Origin of the sequence: Halomonas sp. I5-271120, assembly GCF_030553075.1 — a bacterium.
In the GTDB taxonomy this organism is placed as follows: domain Bacteria; phylum Pseudomonadota; class Gammaproteobacteria; order Pseudomonadales; family Halomonadaceae; genus Onishia; species Onishia taeanensis_A.
On the sequence record NZ_CP130701.1, the window covers coordinates 3,759,630 to 3,780,730 of the forward strand.

The following is a 21,101-nucleotide window of genomic DNA, read 5'->3' on the forward strand; positions in this document are numbered from 1 at the left end:
GCAACAGCCGGTATTATTCGTATATATCTCTATTTTTATAAAATGAATACTTATTGCTTAAAAAGAAAATATACACCATTGAAATGAGATAAATCAGACCAGAAAACGCATATGACATTGCCGCACCAACAAGACCATAGCTATCAACAAAGACAATCGTCAAAACAAAATAAAGCGCATTGAATATCACTTCCGTTTTTATAAAGATCATTAACATTGATTTGCTTATCATCACAAAAGCCAAGATCCATGCTGTAAGTCTAAGCACCTCGCCTGCAAAATGCCAAATAAACAAATCCCCCATCTTCATAAAATCATCACTGAAAAGAAGAAGAATCAAATTGTCGCGTATTAAGTATACAAAAACTGCAGCACCAACCGAGACAGGGACCAGCAGATACCAGGCATTCACCACCTCATTAACAATCAACTTAACATTCTTTGTCTCGGAAAGCTTTGGCAAAAGATAAACTGAAAGTACAGAGGTGAAAAACATTATATATGCACCACCAAGCCTCTGCATGGCCTCCCACAAACCTGCGCTATCAACGCCAACATTTTCAAAAATATAAGTGCGGATTAAAAAGTTCACAGCTGGCCCTACAGCCACACTAACCAATGACATCAAGGAGTATCGAAAGAGATTTTTTAATACAAAACTGTCAATAGTACCAATGAAATTTCTTAAGCTAAACCAGCTTGATTTATATGTTATCGCCAGAGTGGCGAAGAACGTCAGTGACTGGTAGATCGCCAAGGCAACCAGCGCTCCATAAAGACCTAATTTGACAGTCATAACGGTGGTGACCGCCAGCGCAAATAGGCTACCGGATATGTTGGCCATCACATAGCGGTGAATTTCTTTTTTTCCGTTAAGAATAGCAAGTAACAAGGTGTTGAATACAAATAGGACAAGTGTTGTGGCAAACCAGATAAATATACTGCCGAGACTTTCATCTTTGAGGAACCAGCCCGCCAAGAATTTGTTAAACGTGATTAAGCCAATAGCAACTATAACTGACCCGATTATCGAAATCGTTCCTGCTGTGCGCCAGACTGCATATTGCTTAACTTCGTCTCCGTGATATTCGGCCGTATATTTAGTTACACCTTTGCCGATTGCACCACTGGCCAGAGCTGTGCAAATTTGTACGGCATTTTGAAAATTACCAATAGCTGCATAACCTGATGGACCAACATAAATAGCGAGTATTTTATTAATACTCAACATTGTTAGCATTTTGATTATGACTGCAATCCCATTCAGAAAGCTGGTTTTTAGCAGCGTCACAGATTAACCCTTTCGTGCATGTAAGTGCTTATTCTTAAGTTTTGCGTATTATCTGTATAAAACCTAGTGGATCGGATAATAACATTGCATAGCGTCGCTTCTTTTCAGAGGAAACGCATAAAGCTTTCACACACGGGACCCGACACATAGGAAATTAAGCTGAGCGCTTGACCGCCTCGACCACTTGCTTGGCCTGTTCCGGGTACAAATGAGGGCCCATCGGCAGGCTAAGGACCTCGCCGGCAAGTTGGTCGGCCAGAGGCAGCACCTCCTGAGCGACGCTATGGCCGGCATAGGCCCGCTGGCGGTGTGGCGGAATCGGATAGTGAATCAGCGTCGCGACCCCCGACTCCTTGAGGTCGGCCTGAAGCGCATCGCGCCGCTGACTGCGCACCACATAGAGATGCCATGCCGGGTCTGCCCATTTGGGTACATAGGGGAGTACCAAACCGGTGCCGGAAAGCGCATCAGAATACACAGCGGCGATAGCACGGCGGCGTTCGGTCCATTCATCCAGCACCTGCAGCTTAACGCGCAACACAGCAGCCTGAAGCGGATCGAGGCGAGAATTGAGTCCCTGCACTTCGTGGACATATTTCTCCCGCGAGCCGTAGTTGCGCAACATTGCCACGCGGTCGGCTAGCTCGGCAACATGGGTAGTGATGGCGCCGGCATCGCCCATGCCACCCAGGTTCTTGCCGGGGTAGAAGCTCCAGCAAACGATATCGCCATGGCCCCCGATGCGTTGCCCTTTGTAGCGAGCACCGTGAGCCTGGGCGGCGTCCTCCACCACCCTTACGTCATGGCGTTTTGCTAGAGCAAGGATGGGATCCAGGTCAGCCGGCTGACCGTAAAGATGCACCGGCAATAGCACCTTCGTGCGAGAGGTGATCGCCGCTTCAATGCGGGCAGGGTCGATATTATGAGTGGCGGGGTCTGGTTCTACAGGCACCGGGGTGGCACCCACGGTGGATACCGCCAGCCAAGTAGCGATGTAGGTGTTCGAGGGGACGATCACTTCGTCATCCGGGCCCACCTCTAGGGAGCGCAACGCCAGTATCAGCGCATCCAAGCCGTTGGCCACGCCCACACAGTGATCGACGCCGCAGTAGTCGGCAAACTCGGCCTCAAAGGCTTCGACCTCAGGGCCGAGCACATACCACCCGCTAGTGAGCACTCGAGAAACAGCATCGTTGATAGGTTGTTTCAAGTCCAGGTAAGGGGCCTGGAGATCAAGAAAAGGAATCATATTTCAATATACCGAATCACTTTGGCGGGATTGCCCACGACAAGCGCGCGCTCGGGAACATCTTTAATCACAACAGCACCAGCCCCAACCATGGCATTAGCGCCGATGGTGATACCAGGGAGCAGCGTCACATTGGCACCAATGCTAGCCCCCTGTTTTATTGTTATGCCGCTGAATGAGTCAGGGTACTCTTTTGACCGAGGAAACGGATCGTTGGTAAACGTAGCATTGGGCCCAACAAACACATGATTCTCGAGTCGGGTCCCGTCCCAGAGAAATACGCCAGACTTGACCGTCACATAGTCACCAATAATGACGTCGGCTTCAATAAGTGTGTGCGCACAAATGTTGCAATTCTTGCCAATTCGCGCACCTGACAACACGATGCTGTATTGCCAAATACGTGTATGACTGCCAATTTCTGTAGTATGTACGTCAGCGAGAGGGTGTATGGTGGACATTGCGGCTCAGCTTAAGGAAGTCTTCATAATTACGGATATAGTCGCGTTCATCATAATGCTCGCTTGCCAGCACCAGCAGCACGCAGTCCCCGCTGAAGTCATGCATTTCTCGCCAGATCATGCTTTCTATCTGCAAGCCTTTGGTTGGGCGGTCGAGCCAAGTCTCTTCACGGGTATCGCCATCGTCGAGCACCATGCGGCAACGCCCTGCCAAACAAATGGCCACCTGCTTAAGATCCTTATGGGCATGATAGCCACGACTCACATTCTGCCCAGTGTGATAAATGTAGTACACCCTCTTGATCTCGAACGGGACCGTCTTATTGGCTTCCAACGCAATCAGGGAGCCACGTTCGTCACCTAAATGAGGAAAATCAACCCACTGAACTAGACTCATAACTTTTCCTCAGCAATCGCCAGTAAATACTGCCCATATCCATTCTTCTTTAACTTCCCCCCCAAGCGCTGTAGAACTTCAGTGTTTAGCCACCCCTTGCTAAAGGCAATTTCTTCCAAACAGGCGATTTTATATCCCTGCCGCTTTTCAATGGTTTCGACAAACTGAGCAGCTTCTAGCAGGCTCTCATGGGTCCCAGTATCCAGCCAGGCAAACCCGCGCCCCAGCAGCTCCACATTGAGATCACCGCGCTCCAGGTACGCTTGGTTGACGCTGGTAATCTCCAGTTCTCCACGATGGGATGGTTCGACCTGCTTGGCGATCTCCACCACGTCATTGTCGTAGAAGTAGAGCCCCGTCACCGCGAAGTGCGACTTAGGTTTGGATGGTTTTTCATCGATAGAAATGGCCCGGTGGTTGGCGTCGAACTCCACCACACCGAAACGTTCTGGATCCTTGACCTGATAGCCGAATACTGTAGCACCGCTGTGCTGTGCCGCCGCCTGCAGCAGTTTCGGGGTAAAACCTTGACCATAGAAGATGTTATCACCCAGCACCAAGCAGACACTGTCGGTACCGATAAAGTCCTGACCAATGATAAAGGCCTGGGCCAGGCCATCAGGGCTGGGTTGCTCGGCATAACTCAGCTCGATCCCAAACTGACTGCCGTCACCCAGCAAACGCTCGAAGCTGGGCCTGTCTTCCGGGGTCGTGATGATCAGCACCTCACGAATCCCGGCCAGCATCAGTACCGACAGCGGGTAATAGATCATCGGCTTGTCGTAGATGGGCAGGAGTTGCTTGGAGACGCCCATGGTGATGGGGTACAGGCGCGTGCCAGAGCCGCCAGCGAGGATGATGCCTTTGCGTGTCATGTGGAATCCTTGTCTGAATCTGCGATGGCTGCGTGGAGCTTCTCGCAGTGAAGAAGGCTGCGCTCCCATATTTTTTAAGCTGTGGTGACACCCAGGCGTTCACGCTGGTAGCTGCCATCCTGCACTCGGCGACACCATTCGAAGTTGTCGAGGTACCACTTCACGGTCTTGCGGATGCCGGATTCGAAGGTTTCTTGCGGGTGCCAGCCGAGTTCGCGTTCGATCTTGCCCGCGTCGATGGCGTACCGGAGGTCGTGGCCCGGGCGGTCGGGGACGTAGGTTATGAGTGAGGCATGAGAAGTGAAGTGTGAAGGGGCCAGTTCGTCCAGCAGCGAACAGATGGCCTCTACGACTTCGATGTTCTGCTTCTCGTTACGACCGCCGATGTTGTAGGTCTCCCCCACCCTACCCTCGGTCGCCACCTTGTAGAGCGCGCGAGCATGATCCTCAACATGAAGCCAATCGCGAATCTGCTCGCCCTTGCCGTAGACCGGCAGCGCCTTGCCTTCCAACGCATTAAGGATCACCAGCGGGATCAGCTTCTCGGGGAAGTGATAGGGCCCGTAGTTGTTGGAGCAATTAGAGATCAGGGTGGGCAGGCCATAGGTCCGGTGCCAAGCGCGTACAAGATGATCTGAGCTAGCCTTGCTGGCGGAGTATGGGGAGCTTGGTGCGTAGGAGGTCTCTTCCGTAAATAATCCCTCTGGCCCCTCCAGATCACCATAGACCTCGTCGGTGGAAATATGGTGCAAGCGAAAGGCTTGCTGACCTTCGCTATCCAAGTCGTTCCAGTAGGAGCGCGTCACTTCCAGCAACGTGTAGGTGCCGATGATATTGGTTTCGATAAACGCTGCCGGGCCATCGATGGAACGGTCAACATGGCTCTCTGCTGCCAGGTGCATCACCGCATCTGGCTGATGCACACTGAAAACCCGCTCGAGCTCATTTCGGTCACAGATATCCACCCGCTCAAAGGCATAGCGATCACTGTCGCTCACCTCGGCCAACGACTCCAAATTTCCGGCGTAGGTCAGCTTATCAACGTTAACCACGCTGTCGGCAGTGTTAGCGATGATATGGCGAATCACTGCTGAGCCGATGAAGCCCGCGCCACCGGTAACCAATAACTTCATAGGTTTCCTATTCATTAAAGATGCTGTTTGGCTAATCAAAAAAATCACAAAAATGTGAGCAGACACCTGCGGCACTTCACATTTTTGTGAGCTTTAGCATTTCGCTGAATCAGCCACATTTCTATAAAAAAGCCCAACATCTCTGTGAGGCATCATCCATAACCTACTGATTTCATTGGCCACGACTGATAAGGGAGCGGTTATCAGTGACATTAGGATTCCTGTTCTTTGAGGCTGCTGCAGACAAGACCCGCAAACTGCAGAAGAAACACGCCCATCACAGAAAGCATGCCCCCCAACACCACGGCCAGCGCCATGATCAGCGTACGGCTCGTACCCGCTTTTTCCAAGCTCTGGACAGCCGTCTGAGCGATTCGACCATCCTGGAGTAGGCCAAGCCGGTCTTTGGTCATCGCAATCTGCTCGGTATAGCTGGCCAGAAGATCTGCTGCACCAGACGATGTGGATTGCTCGGCGGCAGCGAGTGAGGCTTGTAGGCTTTCCAGGCGACTCTCGAGGCTCGCCCGCTGCCGATCGACCAAGGCTTGTTGGTTGCTGGCAATGCTCGTCAACAGAGCACTGTGCATTTTCTCCACCAAAGACGCCCTGTCTTCCGAGGCCTCAGAGGTAATTTTCACCAGCTGGGTATCTTCAGGCGTAGATAGATTCACAGAAAATGGTAAGGACTCAAGCCCTCCCTGTTTGAGAAGCTCACGCGTGGTGGGAGCAATATAAAGGCTCTGCGCCTTGGCGATGACGGTATTTGCCGACTCTAGAGCTCGGTCGGCATTGCCCTCCCCTCCCGGCGCTTGTTCAGCGACTTCATACACTGACACATAGCTATAGGTCGGCGTCATCGTAAGCACATAGGCTAGTGCAGCCAGTACCACCACGGCGAATATAATGGCCAGGGCCTTCCAGCGGCGCACCAGAATGGCCGCGAGGTCGACCAGGGAAATTTCGTCATCGTAGGAGGAGCGCTGCTCGGTCATTGAATCTGTTATCCGTTGATTAGCTTTTTATTCACGCGGCGAGCAGGCACGCTACCGCCCGGGGATTACCTGGGCGTGTTCCCTAACCCTATGTTTCGCATTGGCTTACGCAAAACTGCCGCAGCCCTCGCATTGTATGCCCATTGTCCACGAAGCTCTAGCCGTCAATGGTGAGAAAAGGTAGCGGATGGGGTTGCTAATCGGCGACATATGGTTGAAACATCAATCAGTTATGATTGTTATGTTACCTCTTGCCCTTCTACCACGATTCCTGGCTAGAGCTTGCCGGCCCATGCCTTAGCGGCATGCCACAGCTGTTGATGAACGTGCTGATAGGCTTCCTCGCTCTTGCGGTAGGGGTCAGGGATCTCCGTCGCATTGCTGTCTAGCCAGTGCCCGAACAGCATCGTCTTGCCGAGTGCTGCCAGTGACAGCTCGCCCACGGCTAGTCGCTGGCCATGGCTCATCACCAGCACCAAATCCGCCTGCTGCAGCATTTCATGGCTTAGCTGGCGTGCCATATGGCCCGTCACGTCTAGCCCTTCGGCCTCCGCCAGGCGCCTTGCCACGGGGTCGACTCCTTGACCGGTCATTGCTCCCAACCCTGCCGATTCTACCCGCTTGCCTGGGCATAGCTGCTTGAGCATGGCGGCGGCCACCGGGCTACGGCAGATATTGCCGCGGCATACCACCAGAACCTGCTCGATCATGACCTGAGCTCCCGGGCAGTGTTAGACGATGCTATCAACATTCACGGCACTCCCGTCAGCAATGCGCCAGATGGCGGCTGTCTCGTAACTGGATTATAGCGAGCCCAATGGGCGGCCATGTCTGCTTGAGGGCGGGCGAAAATGGAGACACTTGGAGCACGAAACCCAACTTGCGCTTTACCCCTGAACATGACGCATAAACCCCGGCTCTTGGGCCGGGGTTTATGCCTGAGGGCAATTAGAGGCCTCGCCCTTGAGGTTCGCTCAAAACAGGCGGTTCAGGCCGTTCTGGGCAGCTACCCGGTAGGCTTCGGCCATGGTCGGATAGTTGAAGGTGGTATTGATGAAGTACTTGAGGGTGTTGGCCCCGCCTTCCTGCTGCATGATCGCCTGGCCGATGTGCACGATCTCGGAGGCCTGGTCGCCGAAGCAGTGGATGCCGAGAATCTCGAGGCTCTCGCGGTGGAAGAGGATCTTGAGCATACCAACGGTGTCGCCGGTGATCTGCGCGCGGGCGGTGTCCTTGAAGAAGGCCTGCGCCACTTCGTAGGGTACCTTGGCGCCGGTCAGCTCGCGCTCGGTCTTGCCCACCGAGCTGATCTCGGGAATGGTGTAGATGCCGGTCGGGACATCATCAACGAAGCGGAAGTCCTCATCGAGCAGGTCGTCGCTTGCGTTGCGCCCCTGGTCGTAGGCGGCACTGGCGAGGCTCGGCCAGCCAATCACGTCGCCCACCGCATAAATATGCGGAATCGCGGTACGGTAGTGGTTGTCGACCTGCAGCTGGCCGCGGCCATTGGCCTCCAGGCCGATGTTCTCAAGCCCCAGCTGGTCGGTATTGCCGGTGCGGCCGTTGGCCCACAGGAAGGCATCGGCGCGCAGCTTCTTGCCGGACTTGAGATGCACGACGACGCCAGACTCGTCGCCCTCTACCCGTTCATAGTCTTCGTTGTGACGGATCAACGCCCCGTGGTGGCGCAGGTGATAGGACAGCGCGTCGCTGATTTCGTCATCGAGGAAGGACAGCAGGCGGTCACGGGAGTCGAGCAGGTCGACCTTGACGCCGAGGCCGGAGAAGATCGAGGCATACTCGCTGCCGATCACGCCGGCACCGAAGATGATCAGGGTCCGCGGCGTGTGTGACAGCCCGAGAACGGTGTCAGAGCAGTAGATACGCGGGTGACGGAAGTCGATATCTGCCGGGCGATATGGGCGCGAGCCGGTCGCGATGACGATCTTCTGGGCGTTGATTTCTTCGACGCCTTCGTGGTTATCGCGCACCAACAGGGTGTGCTCATCCTTGAAGCGGGCCACGCCGAAGAACACGTCGATACGATTACGGGCATAGAAGGTGGTGCGCATTTCGACCTGCTGGTCGATGGTTACCTGAGAACGCTGCAGCACCTTGGGAAACGAGAACCACCGTGGCTCGCCGATATCGCGAAACATGCGGTTGGTGTTGAAGGCCATGATCTGCTTGACCTGATGGCGCAGCGCCTTGGAGGGGATGGTCCCCCAGTGGGTGCAGTTGCCACCCACGGACTGCTGCTTCTCGATGATTGCCACTCGTTTGCCATGCTTCGCGGCGTTGATCGCGGCGCTTTCGCCGGAGGGACCGGTACCGATCACCACCACGTCGTAATTATGAACTGCCATCGTTTCTCCTAGTGCTATGGGTCCCGTCTATGTCTGTCTTGTGCGGCTGAATGCGGCCGTGGCTCAGCGCCGGGTGGCGTCATAGCCAAGGTCCGCGCCACGGCTCTCGTCGCTGGCACGGCGGGCACTGGTGGCCTTTTTGTTCTCTTCTTCGCAGGTCTTGTCGTTGCCGCCGCAGATATCGCAGCCATTCTTGAGGCCCAGGTTATTGAGCCCGCCACAGGAACCGGCAATAGGCTTGCGACCGAGTATAACGCCGACAGCCATGGCGGCCATCAGCAGCAGCATGAAACCAAATACCAAAAACCAGATAGTCATGGGAGTCTCCTGGACTGCCTCTTCTCTCTTCTAACGTGAGGCAGGCGATGGGGAGTGAATGGATGTCACTATCACTGCGACCTCGGCTGGCGGCATATAATTCCTGCTGTCGACAGGCGAGGTAACAGTTGATCAAAGAGCGGCTGATAAAAAGGAGCAGGGCCGGCCCAGTGGGCCAGCCCTGTATCGCAATGGCCTGTTTCGTTAGCGGGCCTCTTTATTGAAGAGTCTTAGCCACCGAAATCATCCAAGGCGATGTTCTCGGGTTCGACGCCCATATCCAGCAGCATCTTGATCACCGAGGCGTTCATCATGGGCGGCCCGCACATGTAGAACTCGCAGTCCTCGGGAGCCGGATGGTCCTTGAGGTACTTGTCAAAGAGCACGTTGTGGATGAAGCCGGTCGGGCCTTCCCAGTTGTCTTCGGGCAGCGGATCCGACAGCGCCAGATGCCACTCGAAGTTGTCGTTTTCTTCGGCAAGCTGGTCGAACTCTTCATTGTAGAAGGTCTCGCGCCAGGAGCGCGCACCGTACCAGAACGAGATCTTGCGTTTGGAGTTCAGACGCTTGAGCTGGTCGAAGATATGGCTGCGCATCGGCGCCATGCCGGCACCACCGCCGACGAAGACCATTTCGGCATCGGTGTCTTTGGCGAAGAACTCACCGAAGGGACCCATCACCTGCACCTTGTCGCCCGGCTTCAGGTTGAAGACGTAGGTCGACATCAGGCCCGGAGGATGATCGGTGCCGGGCGGCGGCGTAGCGATACGAATGTTGAACTTGAGCAGGCCGTACTCTTCCGGGTAGTTGGCCATCGAGTAGGCACGGATGACCTCCTCTTCGCTCTTGTGGGAGACGTTGAACAGCTCGAACTTCTCCCAGTCGCCCCGGTACTCTTCTTCGATATCGAAGTCGGAGAACTTGATGTCATAGGGCGGCGCCACCAGCTGCACATAACCGCCAGCGCGGAAGTCGACTTCCTCGCCGTCGGGCAGCTTGAGGTTGAGCTCCTTGATGAAGGTCGCGACGTTGGGGTTGGAGGTGACCTCGCACTCCCACTGCTTGACGCCGAAAACCTCTTCGGGAACTTCGATCTTCATGTCCTGCTTCACCGGCACCTGGCAAGAAAGGCGCCAGCCTTCCTTCTTTTCACGCATGGTGAAAGCGGATTCCTCGGTCGGCAGGATCCCCCCGCCGCCGTCGGCGACACGGCACTTGCACTGAGCACAGGAGCCGCCGCCGCCACAGGCGGAAGACAGGAAAATGCCGTTGGCCGCCAGGGTCTGCAGCAGTTTGCCGCCTGCCTGTGTGCTCAGGGTGTAATCGGGATCGCCATTGATCTCGATGGTCACGTCGCCGCTGCTGACGAGGCGGCTACGCGCGGCCAGGATGATCCCCACCAGGCCGATAACGACCACGGTGAACATGACCACGCCGAGCAAGATGATATTTGTATCAACCATGTCGGTTTCCTATTGGTGTTCGTTGCCTGAGGCGGGCCTCAGAGCTGGATACCGGAGAAGGACATGAAGCCAAGCGACATCAGACCCACGGTGATGAAGGTGATGCCCAGGCCCTGAAGACCGGCCGGCACATCGCTGTACTTGAGCTTCTCGCGAATCCCGGCCAGCGCCGCAATCGCCAGCGCCCAGCCGAAACCAGCGCCTACGCCATACACCACGGATTCACCGAAGTTGTAGTTACGCTCGGACATGAACAGTGTGGCGCCGAGGATTGCGCAGTTCACCGTGATCAGCGGCAGGAACACGCCGAGGGCGTTGTAAAGAGCCGGCACGTACTTGTCGAGAAACATCTCGAGAATCTGCACGATAGCCGCGATCACCCCGATGTAGCTCAGGTAACCGAGGAACGACAGGTCGATGTTCTCGGCCCCACTGACACCGGTCCAGGACAGCGCCCCTTCGTCGAGCAGATAGGTGAGGATCAGGTTATTGACCGGCACGGTGATCGCGAGCACCGCGATAACGGCAATGCCCAGGCCCAGCGCAGATGAGACCTTCTTGGAAACCGCCATGAAGGTGCACATGCCCAGGAAGAAGGCCAGGGCCATGTTTTCGACAAAGACCGAGGCAACGAACAGGCTGAGATAATGTTCGATCATTTACACGGCCTCCTTCGGCTGTGTGTTGTGCTTCATCTGGAACTGATTCTCTTCAATCTGTTCCGGCTGCAAGCTACGCATCACCCAGATGATCAGGCCGATGACGAAGAACGCCGACGGCGGCAGCAGCATCAGGCCGTTGGGCACGTACCAGCCGCCGTCCTGAACGGGCGTCAGTACAGTCATACCGAACAGGCTGCCCGAACCGAGCAGTTCGCGGAAGAAGGCCACCACCATCAGGATGAAGCCATAGCCCAGACCGTTACCCACGCCGTCGAGGAACGACAGCACCGGGCCATTCTGCATGGCAAAGCCCTCGGCACGGCCCATCACGATGCAGTTGGTGATGATCAGGCCAACGAACACCGACAGCTGCTTGGACATCTCATAGGCGTAAGCCTTCAGCACCTGATCGACCACGATCACCAGCGAGGCGATGATGGTCATCTGCACGATGATGCGGATCGAGGACGGAATGTGATTGCGGATCAGTGAAACGAACATGCTCGAAAATGCCGTGACCGCGATCACTGCCAATGCCATGACCAGCGACACGCTCATGCTGCTGGTCACCGCCAGCGCCGAGCAGATCCCGAGGATCTGCAGCGCGATCGGGTTATTCTTGAAGATCGGCGTGATCAGCACGCCTTTGGGGGTTGCAGCTGACATGCTCAGGCTCCTTCTTCAGAAGAATCGCGGTACTTGGCGAGATACTGGCCGAAGCCTTGCTCGCTAAGCCAGAACTGCACCAGGTTGGTCACGCCCTTGCTGGTCAGGGAAGCCCCTGACAGCGCATCGACCTCGGTGGGTTTGCTGGCACCACCTTTGACGAGTGCGATTTCCGGGCGGCCCTGGCCCACTTCACCATCGGCGTAGACTTGCTTGCCATCCCACTGGGCCTTCCATTTCGGGTTATCGACTTCGCCGCCCAGCCCCGGTGTCTCGGAGTGAGAATAGAAGGTGATTCCCTCGATGGTGTTGCCATCGCCTTTCAGCGCCAGATAACCGCGCATCAGCCCCCAAAGGCCCTGGCCACGAATGGGCAGGATAATCTTCTCGGGATCGGCCGGATCCCCGACCAGGTAAACCACCGAAAAGTTTTCCTGACGCGACAGACCGGCGATATCCTTCTCGCCAGACAGGGTCCGCGACTGAGCAGGATCACGAGCGGCACTGAAGCCGTCGTAACGCTCAGGGTCAACCTCATCGGTATATTCACCGGTGCGCAGATCGACAGCACGCGCGGTCACCTGTTCGAACTGCTTGGTGATCGACTCGCCTTCCTCATAGAGGCCCGCTACCTGGAGGATATTCGACTTGCGGTCGGCCTCCTGGTTGAACGCTTGCAGCGGACGCAGTGCAACCGCGGCAGTAGACACGATTACCGAGCAGACGATGCACAGCGCGAAGGCGACGATCAGCGTCTTCTTGATGGAGTTGTTACTCGCCATCAGGCACTCTCCTCAGCCATGGCACCAGTACGCTGCTGGCGGCGCTTGATGTTGGCCTGGACAAAGAAATGGTCAATCAGCGGGGCGAACAGGTTGGCGAACAGAATGGCCAGCATGATGCCCTCGGGGAAGGCCGGGTTCACGACACGGATCAGTACCGTCATCACGCCGATCAGCGCGCCGAAGGCGAAGCGACCCTTGTTGGTCATGGAGGCGGAGACCGGGTCGGTCGCCATGAACACCATGCCGAAGGCGAAGCCGCCCACTACCAGGTGCCAGTACCAGGGCATGGCGAACATGGCATTGGTATCGGAGCCGATGGCATTGAACAGGAAACTGGTGGCTACCATGCCGAGAAATACGCCCAGCATGATTCGCCAGGAGGCGATGCGAGTCCATAGCAGCACCGCGGCACCAATGAGGATCGCCAGCGTCGACGTCTCACCGATGGAGCCCGGGATGTAACCGAGGAAGGCATCCCACCAGCTGAACTGACTCGTCAGTGCCGACATGCCGCTCTGGAAAGCGGTGGACAGCGCCGTGGCACCTGTATAACCGTCAGCCGCGACCCAGACGTTTTCGCCCGAGATCTGCGCCGGATAGGCGAAATACAGGAAAGCACGGGCGGTAAGTGCCGGGTTCAGGAAGTTCTTGCCGGTGCCGCCGAAGATCTCCTTGCCGATCACGATGCCGAAGGTGATACCCAGCGCGACCTGCCACAGCGGAATGGTCGCCGGCAGAATCAACGCGAACAGCACCGAGGAGACGAAGAAGCCTTCGTTGACCTCATGACCGCGCTTGATGGCGAACAATACTTCCCAGAAACCGCCAACCACGAAGGTTACCAGATAGATCGGCAGGAAGTAGGTCGCGCCCAGCACGAAGTTGGACCAGACGTTGCTTACATCATGGCCACCGGCCAGCAGCATCAGGATGGCTTCGCGCCAGCCGCCCATGGAAGCATAACCATCGGCGATGGCGGCATTGGCCTGCCAGCCGGCGTTCCACATACCGAAGAACATCGCCGGGAAGGTACACATCCAGACGGTGATCATGATGCGTTTGAGATCGACACCATCACGGATGTGAGCCGTGGTCTTGGTGACGCTGGGCGGCGCATAGAAGATCGTGTCGACGGCTTCGAAGAGCGGATAGAACTGCTCGTACTTACCACCCTTGTGAAAGTGCGGCTCGAGATTATCGAGTGTCTGTCGGATTCCCATCATCAGGCCTCTTTCTCGATGGTAGTGAGGTTGTCACGCAGGATGGGACCGTACTCATATTTGCCCGGGCACACGTAGGTGCACAGCGCCAGGTCCTCTTCATCCAACTCCAGACACCCCAACTGCATGGCGGACTCAATGTCGCCGACGATCAGCGAACGCAGCAGCTGGGTAGGCAGGATATCCAGCGGCATGACGGTCTCGTAGTTGCCAACCGGCACCATGGCACGCTCGGAGCCGTTGGTAGAGGTGTCGGGGGCGTACTTCTTGAGGCCGAGGATCTTCGACAGATAGATACCCATGACCGAGTGCCGGTTGGCACCGGGCGACAGCCAGCCCATGAAGGCGCGCTTGTTGCCCTCTTCCAACAGGCTCAGCTGGTTGTGGAAGCGACCCACATAACGCAGCGCGCCTTCGGCGATCGCGCCAGCGAATACTGAGCCAGAGATCACGCGCGTATCGTCAGGCGCCTTGACCTCGCCGGCCAGCAGCTCATCGGTGCTGGCACCGATGCGAGTGCGCAGCAGGCGCGGATTCTCGGCCCGCGGCCCGCCAATCGCGATCACGCGGCTGACGTCCAGCGTGCCCTCTGCGAACATCTTGCCGAAGGCGATCACATCCTGATAGCCGATGTGCCAGACCTTCTTGTTCAGCGCCACCGGTGACAGGTAATGGATATGGGTCCCCACCAGGCCGGCCGGATGCGGGCCGCCAAAGCTCTCGACCTGGACCTGGTCCACGTTGCTGCCCGGAAGCTTGGCGTCAGGTGCCTGGCAAAGGAAGACCTTACCTTCGGTGAGCCTTGACAGCACCTTGAGACCGTTCTCGAACGCCTCGGGTGCCTCATTGATAATGACGGCAGGATCCGGGCTGAGCGGATGGGTGTCGACGGCAGTGACAAAAATGCTTTCCGGCACGGCGTCGAGTGCTGGCGTGCGAGAGAACGGGCGCGTGCGCAGTGCCGTCCAGAGACCCGACTCGACGAGCTGGTCAACCACCACCTGACGGTCGAGGCTGGCGAGCTTACCGGCGTCATGGGCGGTGAACTCGACGGCCTCTTCGGTTTTTTCATCAACCTTGATCACCACAGACAGCAGCTTGCGCTTCTCCCCGCGGTTGATCGCTACGACTTCACCTGCCGCCGGCGCAGTAAAACGCACGCCGTCGATTTTCTTATCGGTGAAGAGCAGCTGGCCTAGTTTGACGCTATCCCCCTCCCGGACCTCCATGGTCGGCTTCATGCCAACATAGTCGGTGCCCAGGATGGCCACGTGACGAACCGGGCGCGCATCCTCGATGCGCTGCTCGGGCGCCCCCGCGATGGGGAGATCCAGGCCTCGTTTGACTTCGATCATAGACTCGCCCAGTTATCGGCTCTGATGTGTCAGGAAAGAGGTTCGAAACACGCGTTAGCCCCGGGCCAGTGGATTGGCGCCAAGGATTACGGTCACGGCGTTCGAATTCTTTTCTTATCAGAAGGTTGTCAGTTCGGCCCGCGACGCACGGACCGCCCCTAAAATCTCGGTCATTATAATGACATGCGAAACGAAAGGCCACACGACCTAAGGTAGCAGCCAGACAGGGGGCAGCAACGCAGACGGCCTTCAAGGCAGGGAAAAAGGCTTCTGTGTCAGATAGTTAGGCGAAATAGCTAGAGGAGAAAAATCAGGCAAGATAGCGAATTGAGCAAGACAGTCGATCAAAACAGGCGAGCAAAGCAGGCGAACGAGAGAGGCGCTATAGCCAGTGGTGGTTGCCGGGCGACGCAGAAGCCACCGGCATATGCGTCGATGAAGAAAGCGCCCGAGCGCTGGGCTCGGGCGCAGGGTGCTCTTAACCCCGTTTCACTCAGTTCCGGTGCGCTTAATCCCGGTTCGTTTAATCTCGGTTCGTTTAATCCCGGTTCATCGGAAAAGCCAGGAAGCTGACGTTGGACATGTGCTGCAGAATGCGCACCACCTGGCAGCTGTAGCCGAACTCGTTGTCGTACCACACGTAGACCACGGCATTCTTGCCATCGGCGATGGTGGCCTTGGCGTCGACGATACCGGCGTGACGATTGCCCACGAAGTCGGACGAGACCACTTCCGTGGAGTCAACGAAGTCGATCTGCTTCTGCATCGGCGAGTGAATCGCCATGCGCCGCAGGTAATCGTTGAGTGCCTGAGCGTCGGTTTCCTGATGAAGATTCAGATTGAGAATCGCCATCGAGACGTTGGGGGTCGGAACACGAATGGCATTGCCGGTCAGCTTGCCCGTCAGCTCCGGCAGCGCCTTGGCCACGGCCTTGGCGGCACCGGTCTCGGTAAGCACCATGTTGAGCGGTGCACTGCGGCCGCGACGATCACCCTTGTGATAATTGTCGATCAGGTTCTGATCGTTGGTGTAGGAGTGCACCGTCTCGACATGGCCATGCTCGATGCCAAACTTGTCATTGAGCGCCTTGAGCACCGGCACGATGGCGTTGGTGGTACAGGACGCCGCAGACACGATGCGATCTTCACGCGCGATATCGGTATGGTTGATGCCATATACCACGTTCTTGACATCACCCTTGCCCGGCGCGGTCAGCAGCGCCTTGGACACACCCTTGCAGGCCAGGTGCTGCCCCAGGCCTTCTTCGTCGCGCCACATGCCGGTGTTATCCACCACGATGGCATTGTCGATGCCGTAGGTGGTGTAATCGATTTCGCTGGGCTCGTTGGCGTAAATCACCTTGATGTAGTTGCCATTGACGATCATGGCGCTGTTGTCGTGATCGACGCTGATGGTGCCGGAGAAAGGCCCGTGCACGGAGTCACGGCGCAGCAGACTGGCGCGTTTCTCCAGATCCTTGGCCAGATCACCCCGACCCCGTACCACGATGGCCCGCAGCCTCAGCAGGTTACCGCCGCCGGCCTTCTCGACCAGGATGCGTGCCAGGATGCGGCCGATGCGACCGAAGCCGTACAGCACCACGTCCTTGGGCTCGCCATTGCCCTTCACCTTACAGTGAGCGCCGACGATCTCGGCAAGCTCCTGCTCGAGAAAAGCAGTGACATCATCAATCTCGCTATGCTTGAAGGCCACGGCCAACTTGCCGATATCAACGTGGGCCGGCCCCAGGTTCAGCTCGGTCATCGCCTTGACCAGCGGGAAGGTATCCCGCACGGAAAGCTCGGTACCCTCGACCTTCTTGACGAAGCGATGGTCCTTGAGGATGCGAATCACCGACTGGTTGATCAGCGAACGGCCGAACAGCGAAGTAACGATGTTGTACTGACGATACAGCTTGCCCAGCAGCGGAATCATTTCCTCGGCCAGGGCTTCGTTGTTCTGCCATTCCTCAAAGACGGTATCGAGCATCTGCTGACTCACGTAGGGCCTCTCTTGATGAGCATGGCGGTGAGATGGCGTGTGGCATGCCTCTCATCGCCGGTAGCCGTCGCTGTCTGTAGCAGCTGTGTATAGCTGCTAAACAACGACTGATGATTAGGTGGGCGAAATGCCGATACGAAAGACGTATCGACATGAAAGCTGATGGTATTATCCGAGTCGGCGGTAATGACCGCAATTACTGGATAGTCGCAGGCGCTGTAAGGCAATTACAGGAATGGCGACTTGACTACAAACACGAAATCGGCGGGTAACCGACTCCCCTTCCGAAGTCGCGCCTGGCCCGCTAGAGTGGAGCGCCTACAGACACGCTCCACGAGCCTTCATCCATTCCGCTTCCCGGTTGCCATCAAGACGACACCATGCCGCATTTTTCACCGCTCGACCCGCCTCGCCCTCAAGGAGTGCGCGATACGCTCTATTGGCAGGCCCCGCAAGGCAGCGCCTCACCGCTTGCCCTGGCGCGGCTGGCCGATGATGCGCCCTTGATGATCATCACCGCCGACACCGCCAGTGCCCAGCGACTGGAAGACGATCTGCGCTTCTTCGCCAACGTGCCGATCATGCCGTTCCCCGACTGGGAGACCCTGCCCTACGACAGTTTCTCACCCCATCAGGACATCGTTTCGTTACGCCTTCGCACGCTAAGGAGTCTGCAGCAGGCCAGCGAAGGCATCGTGATCGTGCCGATCAACACCCTGATGCAGCGCCTGCCGCCCACCGAGTACATCGCCGGCCAGGTGCTGACGCTCAAGGTCGGCATGACGATTGATCGCGAGGCCTTTCGTGACACGCTTTCAAGGGCCGGCTATCGAGCGGTGGAAACCGTCTATGAGCCCGGCGAGTACGCCTTGCGCGGCGCCCTGATCGACCTTTTCCCGATGGGCAGCGATGCACCGCTGCGTCTGGACCTGTTCGACAACGAACTCGATACCCTGCGTCATTTCAACCCGGACACCCAGCGTAGCGAAGACAAGGTCGAGTCTGTCGAACTGCTGCCGGCCCACGAGTATCCGCTGACTCGCTCGGCCATTGCCTGCTTCCGAGAAGGCTTCGAGACGCTGTTCGACGTCGACCCTCGTCAGTGCCCGCTCTACAACGACGCCCTGAAGGCGATTCCTTCTCCCGGCCTCGAGCAGTACCTGCCGCTGTTTTTCGAAGAGACCGCCACCCTCTTCGATCACATGGTAGAGGGCGCGCGGGTTGCCCTGCTGCCCGAGGTCTTCGAGGCCGCCGAGCACCACTGGGCATCGATCGAGAGCCGCTACGAGAACCTGGGAGTCGACCCAACTCGGCCGCTACTCCCGCCGCACCGGGCCTTCGTGCCGGTGGCCGAGGTCTTCGCGGCCATCAAGCAATCGCCTCGTGTCCAACTGGTCAGCGAAGAACATCCACATGCGCGGCTCAGCAATACCTCGCCTCCGCCCTCGGTAACCGTCAATGCGCGTGCCCAGCAGCCGCTGGCCGCCCTGTCGCGGTATCTGGAAGCTGAACCGAAGACGCGGACGCTGTTCGTTGCCGAGTCCCGTGGCCGTCGCGAGGCACTGGAGGAGACGCTCGCCCCATTAGGGCTGCGCCTGCCCCATGTCGATGGCTGGGAGGATTTCCTCGCCACCGATCATCAGCTGGCCATCACCGAAGGCGCCCTGGATGCGGGCCTCGCCATCGACGAGCCGGGGCTTGCGATCATCACCGAGACCGAGCTCTACGGCGAGGTGGTGCGTCAGAGTCGTCGTCGCGAAAAGGCCACCGACGACAGCGAACTGGCCATCCGTCATCTCTCCGAACTCCACCCCGGTTCCCCGGTGGTCCACCACGCTCATGGTGTCGGTCGCTACCTGGGCCTGGAGACGATCGAGGCCGGTGGCCAGGCCGCGGAGTTCGTGGCGCTCGAGTACGCCGATGGCGCCCGCCTCTATGTACCGGTCGACAGCCTGCACCTGATTTCCCGCTATGCAGGCGCCAGCGATGAACTGGCCCCGCTACACAAGCTGGGCTCCGATCAGTGGGAAAAAGCCAGAAAGAAGGCCGCCGAGAAGGTCCGCGACACCGCCGCGGAGCTGCTCGACGTCTACGCTCGTCGCGAGGCGCGGGAAGGCTTCGCCTGCGACCTGCCGGAAGCCGAATATGCCCGCTTTGCCGCGAGCTTCCCCTTCGAGGAGACCCCGGATCAGCGCGCCGCCATCGAGGCGGTGATCGGCGACATGACCGCCCCGCGCCCGATGGATCGCGTGGTCTGCGGCGACGTTGGCTTCGGCAAGACCGAAGTCGCCATGCGCGCCGCCTTCCTGGCCGTCAATGCCGGCCGCCAGGTCGTGGTACTGGTGCCCACCACCCTGCTCGCCCAGCAGCACTACGACAACTTTCGCGACCGCTTCGCCGATACGGCGGTGCAAATCGAACTGATCTCCCGCTTCACCGGCGGCAAGAGCCAGGACAAGACCCTGGAGCGCATTCAGGATGGGCGCGCCGATATCGTGATCGGAACTCACAAATTGCTGTCCAAGAGCATGAAGCTTCCCAAAATGGGGTTGCTGGTCATCGACGAGGAGCATCGTTTCGGGGTATCCCAGAAGGAACGGCTGAAGAGCCTGCGCGCGGAGGTCGATATTCTGACCCTCACCGCCACGCCCATCCCGCGGACACTCAACATGGCCATGAGCGGCATGCGCGATCTGTCGATCATCGCCACTCCGCCGGCCAAGCGCCTATCGGTGAAGACCTTCGTCCAGCAGCGCAACGAGCCCGTGATCAAGGAAGCGATCCTTCGCGAGATCCTGCGCGGCGGTCAGGTCTATGTCCTGCATAACGAGGTCAAGACCATCGAGACCACCGCCGAACAGGTCCGCGAACTGGTGCCCGAGGCACGGGTCGGCGTCGCGCACGGCCAGCTGCCGGAACGCAGCCTGGAGAGGGTGATGTCGGATTTCTACCACAAGCGCTTCAATGTGCTGGTTTGCTCGACAATCATCGAGACCGGCATCGATGTTCCCAGCGCCAATACCATCGTCATCGAACGGGCCGACAAGTTCGGCCTGGCGCAGCTGCACCAGCTGCGCGGTCGGGTCGGCCGCAGTCACCATCAGGCCTACGCCTACCTGCTGACGCCGCCACCGCGTAACATGACCAAGGATGCGATCAAGCGTCTGGAAGCGATCAGCGAGGCGGAGGATCTGGGCGCAGGCTTCACGCTGGCCAGTCACGACATGGAGATCCGCGGTGCGGGCGAACTGCTCGGCGATGAACAGAGCGGCCAGATCGAGACTATCGGCTACAGCCTGTACATGCAGATGCTGGACCGGGCCGTGAAGGCCATTCGCGCCGGCAAGACACCCAATATCGAGGCGCCGCTGGACGACGGCGTGGAGATCAAGCTCAATCTGCCGGCACTGATCCCCGATGACTACCTGCATGATGTGCAGCAGCGCCTGGTGATGTATAAACGCATCGCCAGCGCCGAAAGCGCCGCCGAGCTCAAGGAGCTACAGGTCGAGCTGATCGACCGCTTCGGCTTGCTGCCCGCACCGCTCAAGACCCTGCTGCGCCAGACGCGTCTTCGTCATCGAGCAGAACAGCTAGGCATCACCCGGCTTGAAGCCGGCGAACAACGTGGACGGGTCGTCTTCGGCTCAGGAACCGCGGTCGACCCGATGACCCTGGTCACGCTGATCCAGAAGGATCCCGTTCACTATCGCCTCGACGGCGCCGACACCCTGCGCTTCGAGGCCGATATGGCCAATGAGGAGGCCCGCTTCCAGGCGGTGGAAGGCCTGCTCGAACGACTCAACCGCAAGACTGAGGCGGCTTAGGCACTCCTGCCCGGCCGAAATCATGATGAGCAACGTAAC

The 21,101-nt window shown here is 57.8% G+C and carries 18 protein-coding genes; 1 reads left to right on the forward strand and 17 read right to left on the reverse strand.

What is annotated here, in order from left to right:
• Positions 1 to 13: 13 nt before the first annotated feature.
• The 17 genes from Q2K57_RS16940 to Q2K57_RS17020 form a co-directional block, all read right to left on the reverse strand.
• A complete protein-coding gene (locus tag Q2K57_RS16940; protein ID WP_304525792.1) occupies positions 14 to 1,291 on the reverse strand; it encodes an O-antigen translocase in 1,278 nt (425 codons plus the stop codon).
• Between the two features lie 154 nt (positions 1,292 to 1,445).
• Complete coding sequence (locus tag Q2K57_RS16945) at positions 1,446 to 2,501, reverse strand: DegT/DnrJ/EryC1/StrS aminotransferase family protein (RefSeq protein WP_304525793.1); 1,056 nt, start codon at positions 2,499 to 2,501, stop codon at positions 1,446 to 1,448.
• Positions 2,502 to 2,536: 35 nt separating this feature from the next.
• Complete coding sequence (locus tag Q2K57_RS16950) at positions 2,537 to 3,001, reverse strand: acyltransferase (RefSeq protein WP_304525794.1); 465 nt, start codon at positions 2,999 to 3,001, stop codon at positions 2,537 to 2,539.
• Positions 2,976 to 3,398, reverse strand: coding sequence for an FdtA/QdtA family cupin domain-containing protein (locus tag Q2K57_RS16955; protein ID WP_304525795.1), 423 nt, complete (start codon positions 3,396 to 3,398; stop codon positions 2,976 to 2,978). The genes Q2K57_RS16950 and Q2K57_RS16955 overlap by 26 nt, the downstream gene beginning before the upstream one ends.
• Entirely contained in the window at positions 3,395 to 4,273 is an 879-nt protein-coding gene (rfbA, locus tag Q2K57_RS16960) for a glucose-1-phosphate thymidylyltransferase RfbA (RefSeq protein WP_304525796.1), read from the reverse strand. The genes Q2K57_RS16955 and rfbA overlap by 4 nt, the downstream gene beginning before the upstream one ends.
• A 74-nt stretch (positions 4,274 to 4,347) precedes the next feature.
• On the reverse strand, positions 4,348 to 5,406 hold the full coding sequence (gene rfbB, locus Q2K57_RS16965) for a dTDP-glucose 4,6-dehydratase (RefSeq protein ID WP_304525797.1): 1,059 nt from the start codon (positions 5,404 to 5,406) through the stop codon (positions 4,348 to 4,350).
• A gap of 212 nt (positions 5,407 to 5,618) precedes the next feature.
• A complete protein-coding gene (locus Q2K57_RS16970) occupies positions 5,619 to 6,398 on the reverse strand; it encodes a Wzz/FepE/Etk N-terminal domain-containing protein (RefSeq protein WP_304525798.1) in 780 nt (259 codons plus the stop codon).
• Between the two features lie 275 nt (positions 6,399 to 6,673).
• Positions 6,674 to 7,108: a low molecular weight protein-tyrosine-phosphatase gene (locus Q2K57_RS16975; protein WP_304525799.1), complete on the reverse strand. Its 435-nt coding sequence runs from the start codon at positions 7,106 to 7,108 to the stop codon at positions 6,674 to 6,676.
• A gap of 264 nt (positions 7,109 to 7,372) precedes the next feature.
• Complete coding sequence (gene sthA, locus Q2K57_RS16980) at positions 7,373 to 8,764, reverse strand: Si-specific NAD(P)(+) transhydrogenase (protein WP_304525800.1); 1,392 nt, start codon at positions 8,762 to 8,764, stop codon at positions 7,373 to 7,375.
• Between the two features lie 63 nt (positions 8,765 to 8,827).
• Positions 8,828 to 9,082 carry a (Na+)-NQR maturation NqrM gene (gene nqrM / locus Q2K57_RS16985; protein ID WP_304525801.1) on the reverse strand — a complete coding sequence of 85 codons (255 nt, stop codon included), beginning with the start codon at positions 9,080 to 9,082 and terminating at the stop codon, positions 8,828 to 8,830.
• Between the two features lie 230 nt (positions 9,083 to 9,312).
• Positions 9,313 to 10,545, reverse strand: coding sequence for an NADH:ubiquinone reductase (Na(+)-transporting) subunit F (gene nqrF / locus Q2K57_RS16990; protein WP_304525802.1), 1,233 nt, complete (start codon positions 10,543 to 10,545; stop codon positions 9,313 to 9,315).
• A gap of 38 nt (positions 10,546 to 10,583) precedes the next feature.
• Entirely contained in the window at positions 10,584 to 11,201 is a 618-nt protein-coding gene (nqrE, locus tag Q2K57_RS16995) for an NADH:ubiquinone reductase (Na(+)-transporting) subunit E (RefSeq protein WP_112054974.1), read from the reverse strand.
• A gap of 3 nt (positions 11,202 to 11,204) precedes the next feature.
• Complete coding sequence (locus tag Q2K57_RS17000) at positions 11,205 to 11,873, reverse strand: NADH:ubiquinone reductase (Na(+)-transporting) subunit D (RefSeq protein WP_304525803.1); 669 nt, start codon at positions 11,871 to 11,873, stop codon at positions 11,205 to 11,207.
• A gap of 2 nt (positions 11,874 to 11,875) precedes the next feature.
• Positions 11,876 to 12,658: a Na(+)-translocating NADH-quinone reductase subunit C gene (locus Q2K57_RS17005; protein ID WP_304526722.1), complete on the reverse strand. Its 783-nt coding sequence runs from the start codon at positions 12,656 to 12,658 to the stop codon at positions 11,876 to 11,878.
• Positions 12,655 to 13,881, reverse strand: a complete 1,227-nt coding sequence (locus Q2K57_RS17010) for an NADH:ubiquinone reductase (Na(+)-transporting) subunit B (RefSeq protein ID WP_304525804.1) — start codon at positions 13,879 to 13,881, stop codon at positions 12,655 to 12,657. Before Q2K57_RS17010 ends, Q2K57_RS17005 begins: the two co-directional genes overlap by 4 nt.
• Positions 13,881 to 15,233: a Na(+)-translocating NADH-quinone reductase subunit A gene (locus Q2K57_RS17015; protein ID WP_304525805.1), complete on the reverse strand. Its 1,353-nt coding sequence runs from the start codon at positions 15,231 to 15,233 to the stop codon at positions 13,881 to 13,883. Before Q2K57_RS17015 ends, Q2K57_RS17010 begins: the two co-directional genes overlap by 1 nt.
• Positions 15,234 to 15,771: 538 nt before the next feature.
• On the reverse strand, positions 15,772 to 17,235 hold the full coding sequence (locus Q2K57_RS17020) for a glyceraldehyde-3-phosphate dehydrogenase (protein WP_304525806.1): 1,464 nt from the start codon (positions 17,233 to 17,235) through the stop codon (positions 15,772 to 15,774).
• Positions 17,236 to 17,615: 380 nt separating this feature from the next.
• Here Q2K57_RS17020 and mfd point away from each other — a divergent pair, with 380 nt between their 5' ends.
• On the forward strand, positions 17,616 to 21,062 hold the full coding sequence (mfd, locus tag Q2K57_RS17025) for a transcription-repair coupling factor (RefSeq protein WP_304525807.1): 3,447 nt from the start codon (positions 17,616 to 17,618) through the stop codon (positions 21,060 to 21,062).
• Positions 21,063 to 21,101 lie beyond the last annotated feature (39 nt).

Excerpts from the sequence above, each read along its gene's own strand:
- Q2K57_RS16950 (WP_304525794.1), bottom strand. The coding sequence starts at position 3,001 with ATGTCCACCATACACCCTCTCGCTGACGTACATACTACAGAAATTGGC.
- Q2K57_RS16955 (WP_304525795.1), bottom strand. The coding sequence starts at position 3,398 with ATGAGTCTAGTTCAGTGGGTTGATTTTCCTCATTTAGGTGACGAACGT.
- rfbA (WP_304525796.1), bottom strand. The coding sequence starts at position 4,273 with ATGACACGCAAAGGCATCATCCTCGCTGGCGGCTCTGGCACGCGCCTG.
- rfbB (WP_304525797.1), bottom strand. The coding sequence starts at position 5,406 with ATGAAGTTATTGGTTACCGGTGGCGCGGGCTTCATCGGCTCAGCAGTG.
- Q2K57_RS16970 (WP_304525798.1), bottom strand. The coding sequence starts at position 6,398 with ATGACCGAGCAGCGCTCCTCCTACGATGACGAAATTTCCCTGGTCGAC.
- Q2K57_RS16975 (WP_304525799.1), bottom strand. The coding sequence starts at position 7,108 with ATGATCGAGCAGGTTCTGGTGGTATGCCGCGGCAATATCTGCCGTAGC.
- sthA (WP_304525800.1), bottom strand. The coding sequence starts at position 8,764 with ATGGCAGTTCATAATTACGACGTGGTGGTGATCGGTACCGGTCCCTCC.
- nqrM (WP_304525801.1), bottom strand. The coding sequence starts at position 9,082 with ATGACTATCTGGTTTTTGGTATTTGGTTTCATGCTGCTGCTGATGGCC.
- nqrF (WP_304525802.1), bottom strand. The coding sequence starts at position 10,545 with ATGGTTGATACAAATATCATCTTGCTCGGCGTGGTCATGTTCACCGTG.
- Q2K57_RS17000 (WP_304525803.1), bottom strand. The coding sequence starts at position 11,873 with ATGTCAGCTGCAACCCCCAAAGGCGTGCTGATCACGCCGATCTTCAAG.
- Q2K57_RS17010 (WP_304525804.1), bottom strand. The coding sequence starts at position 13,881 with ATGATGGGAATCCGACAGACACTCGATAATCTCGAGCCGCACTTTCAC.
- Q2K57_RS17015 (WP_304525805.1), bottom strand. The coding sequence starts at position 15,233 with ATGATCGAAGTCAAACGAGGCCTGGATCTCCCCATCGCGGGGGCGCCC.
- mfd (WP_304525807.1), top strand. The coding sequence starts at position 17,616 with ATGCCGCATTTTTCACCGCTCGACCCGCCTCGCCCTCAAGGAGTGCGC.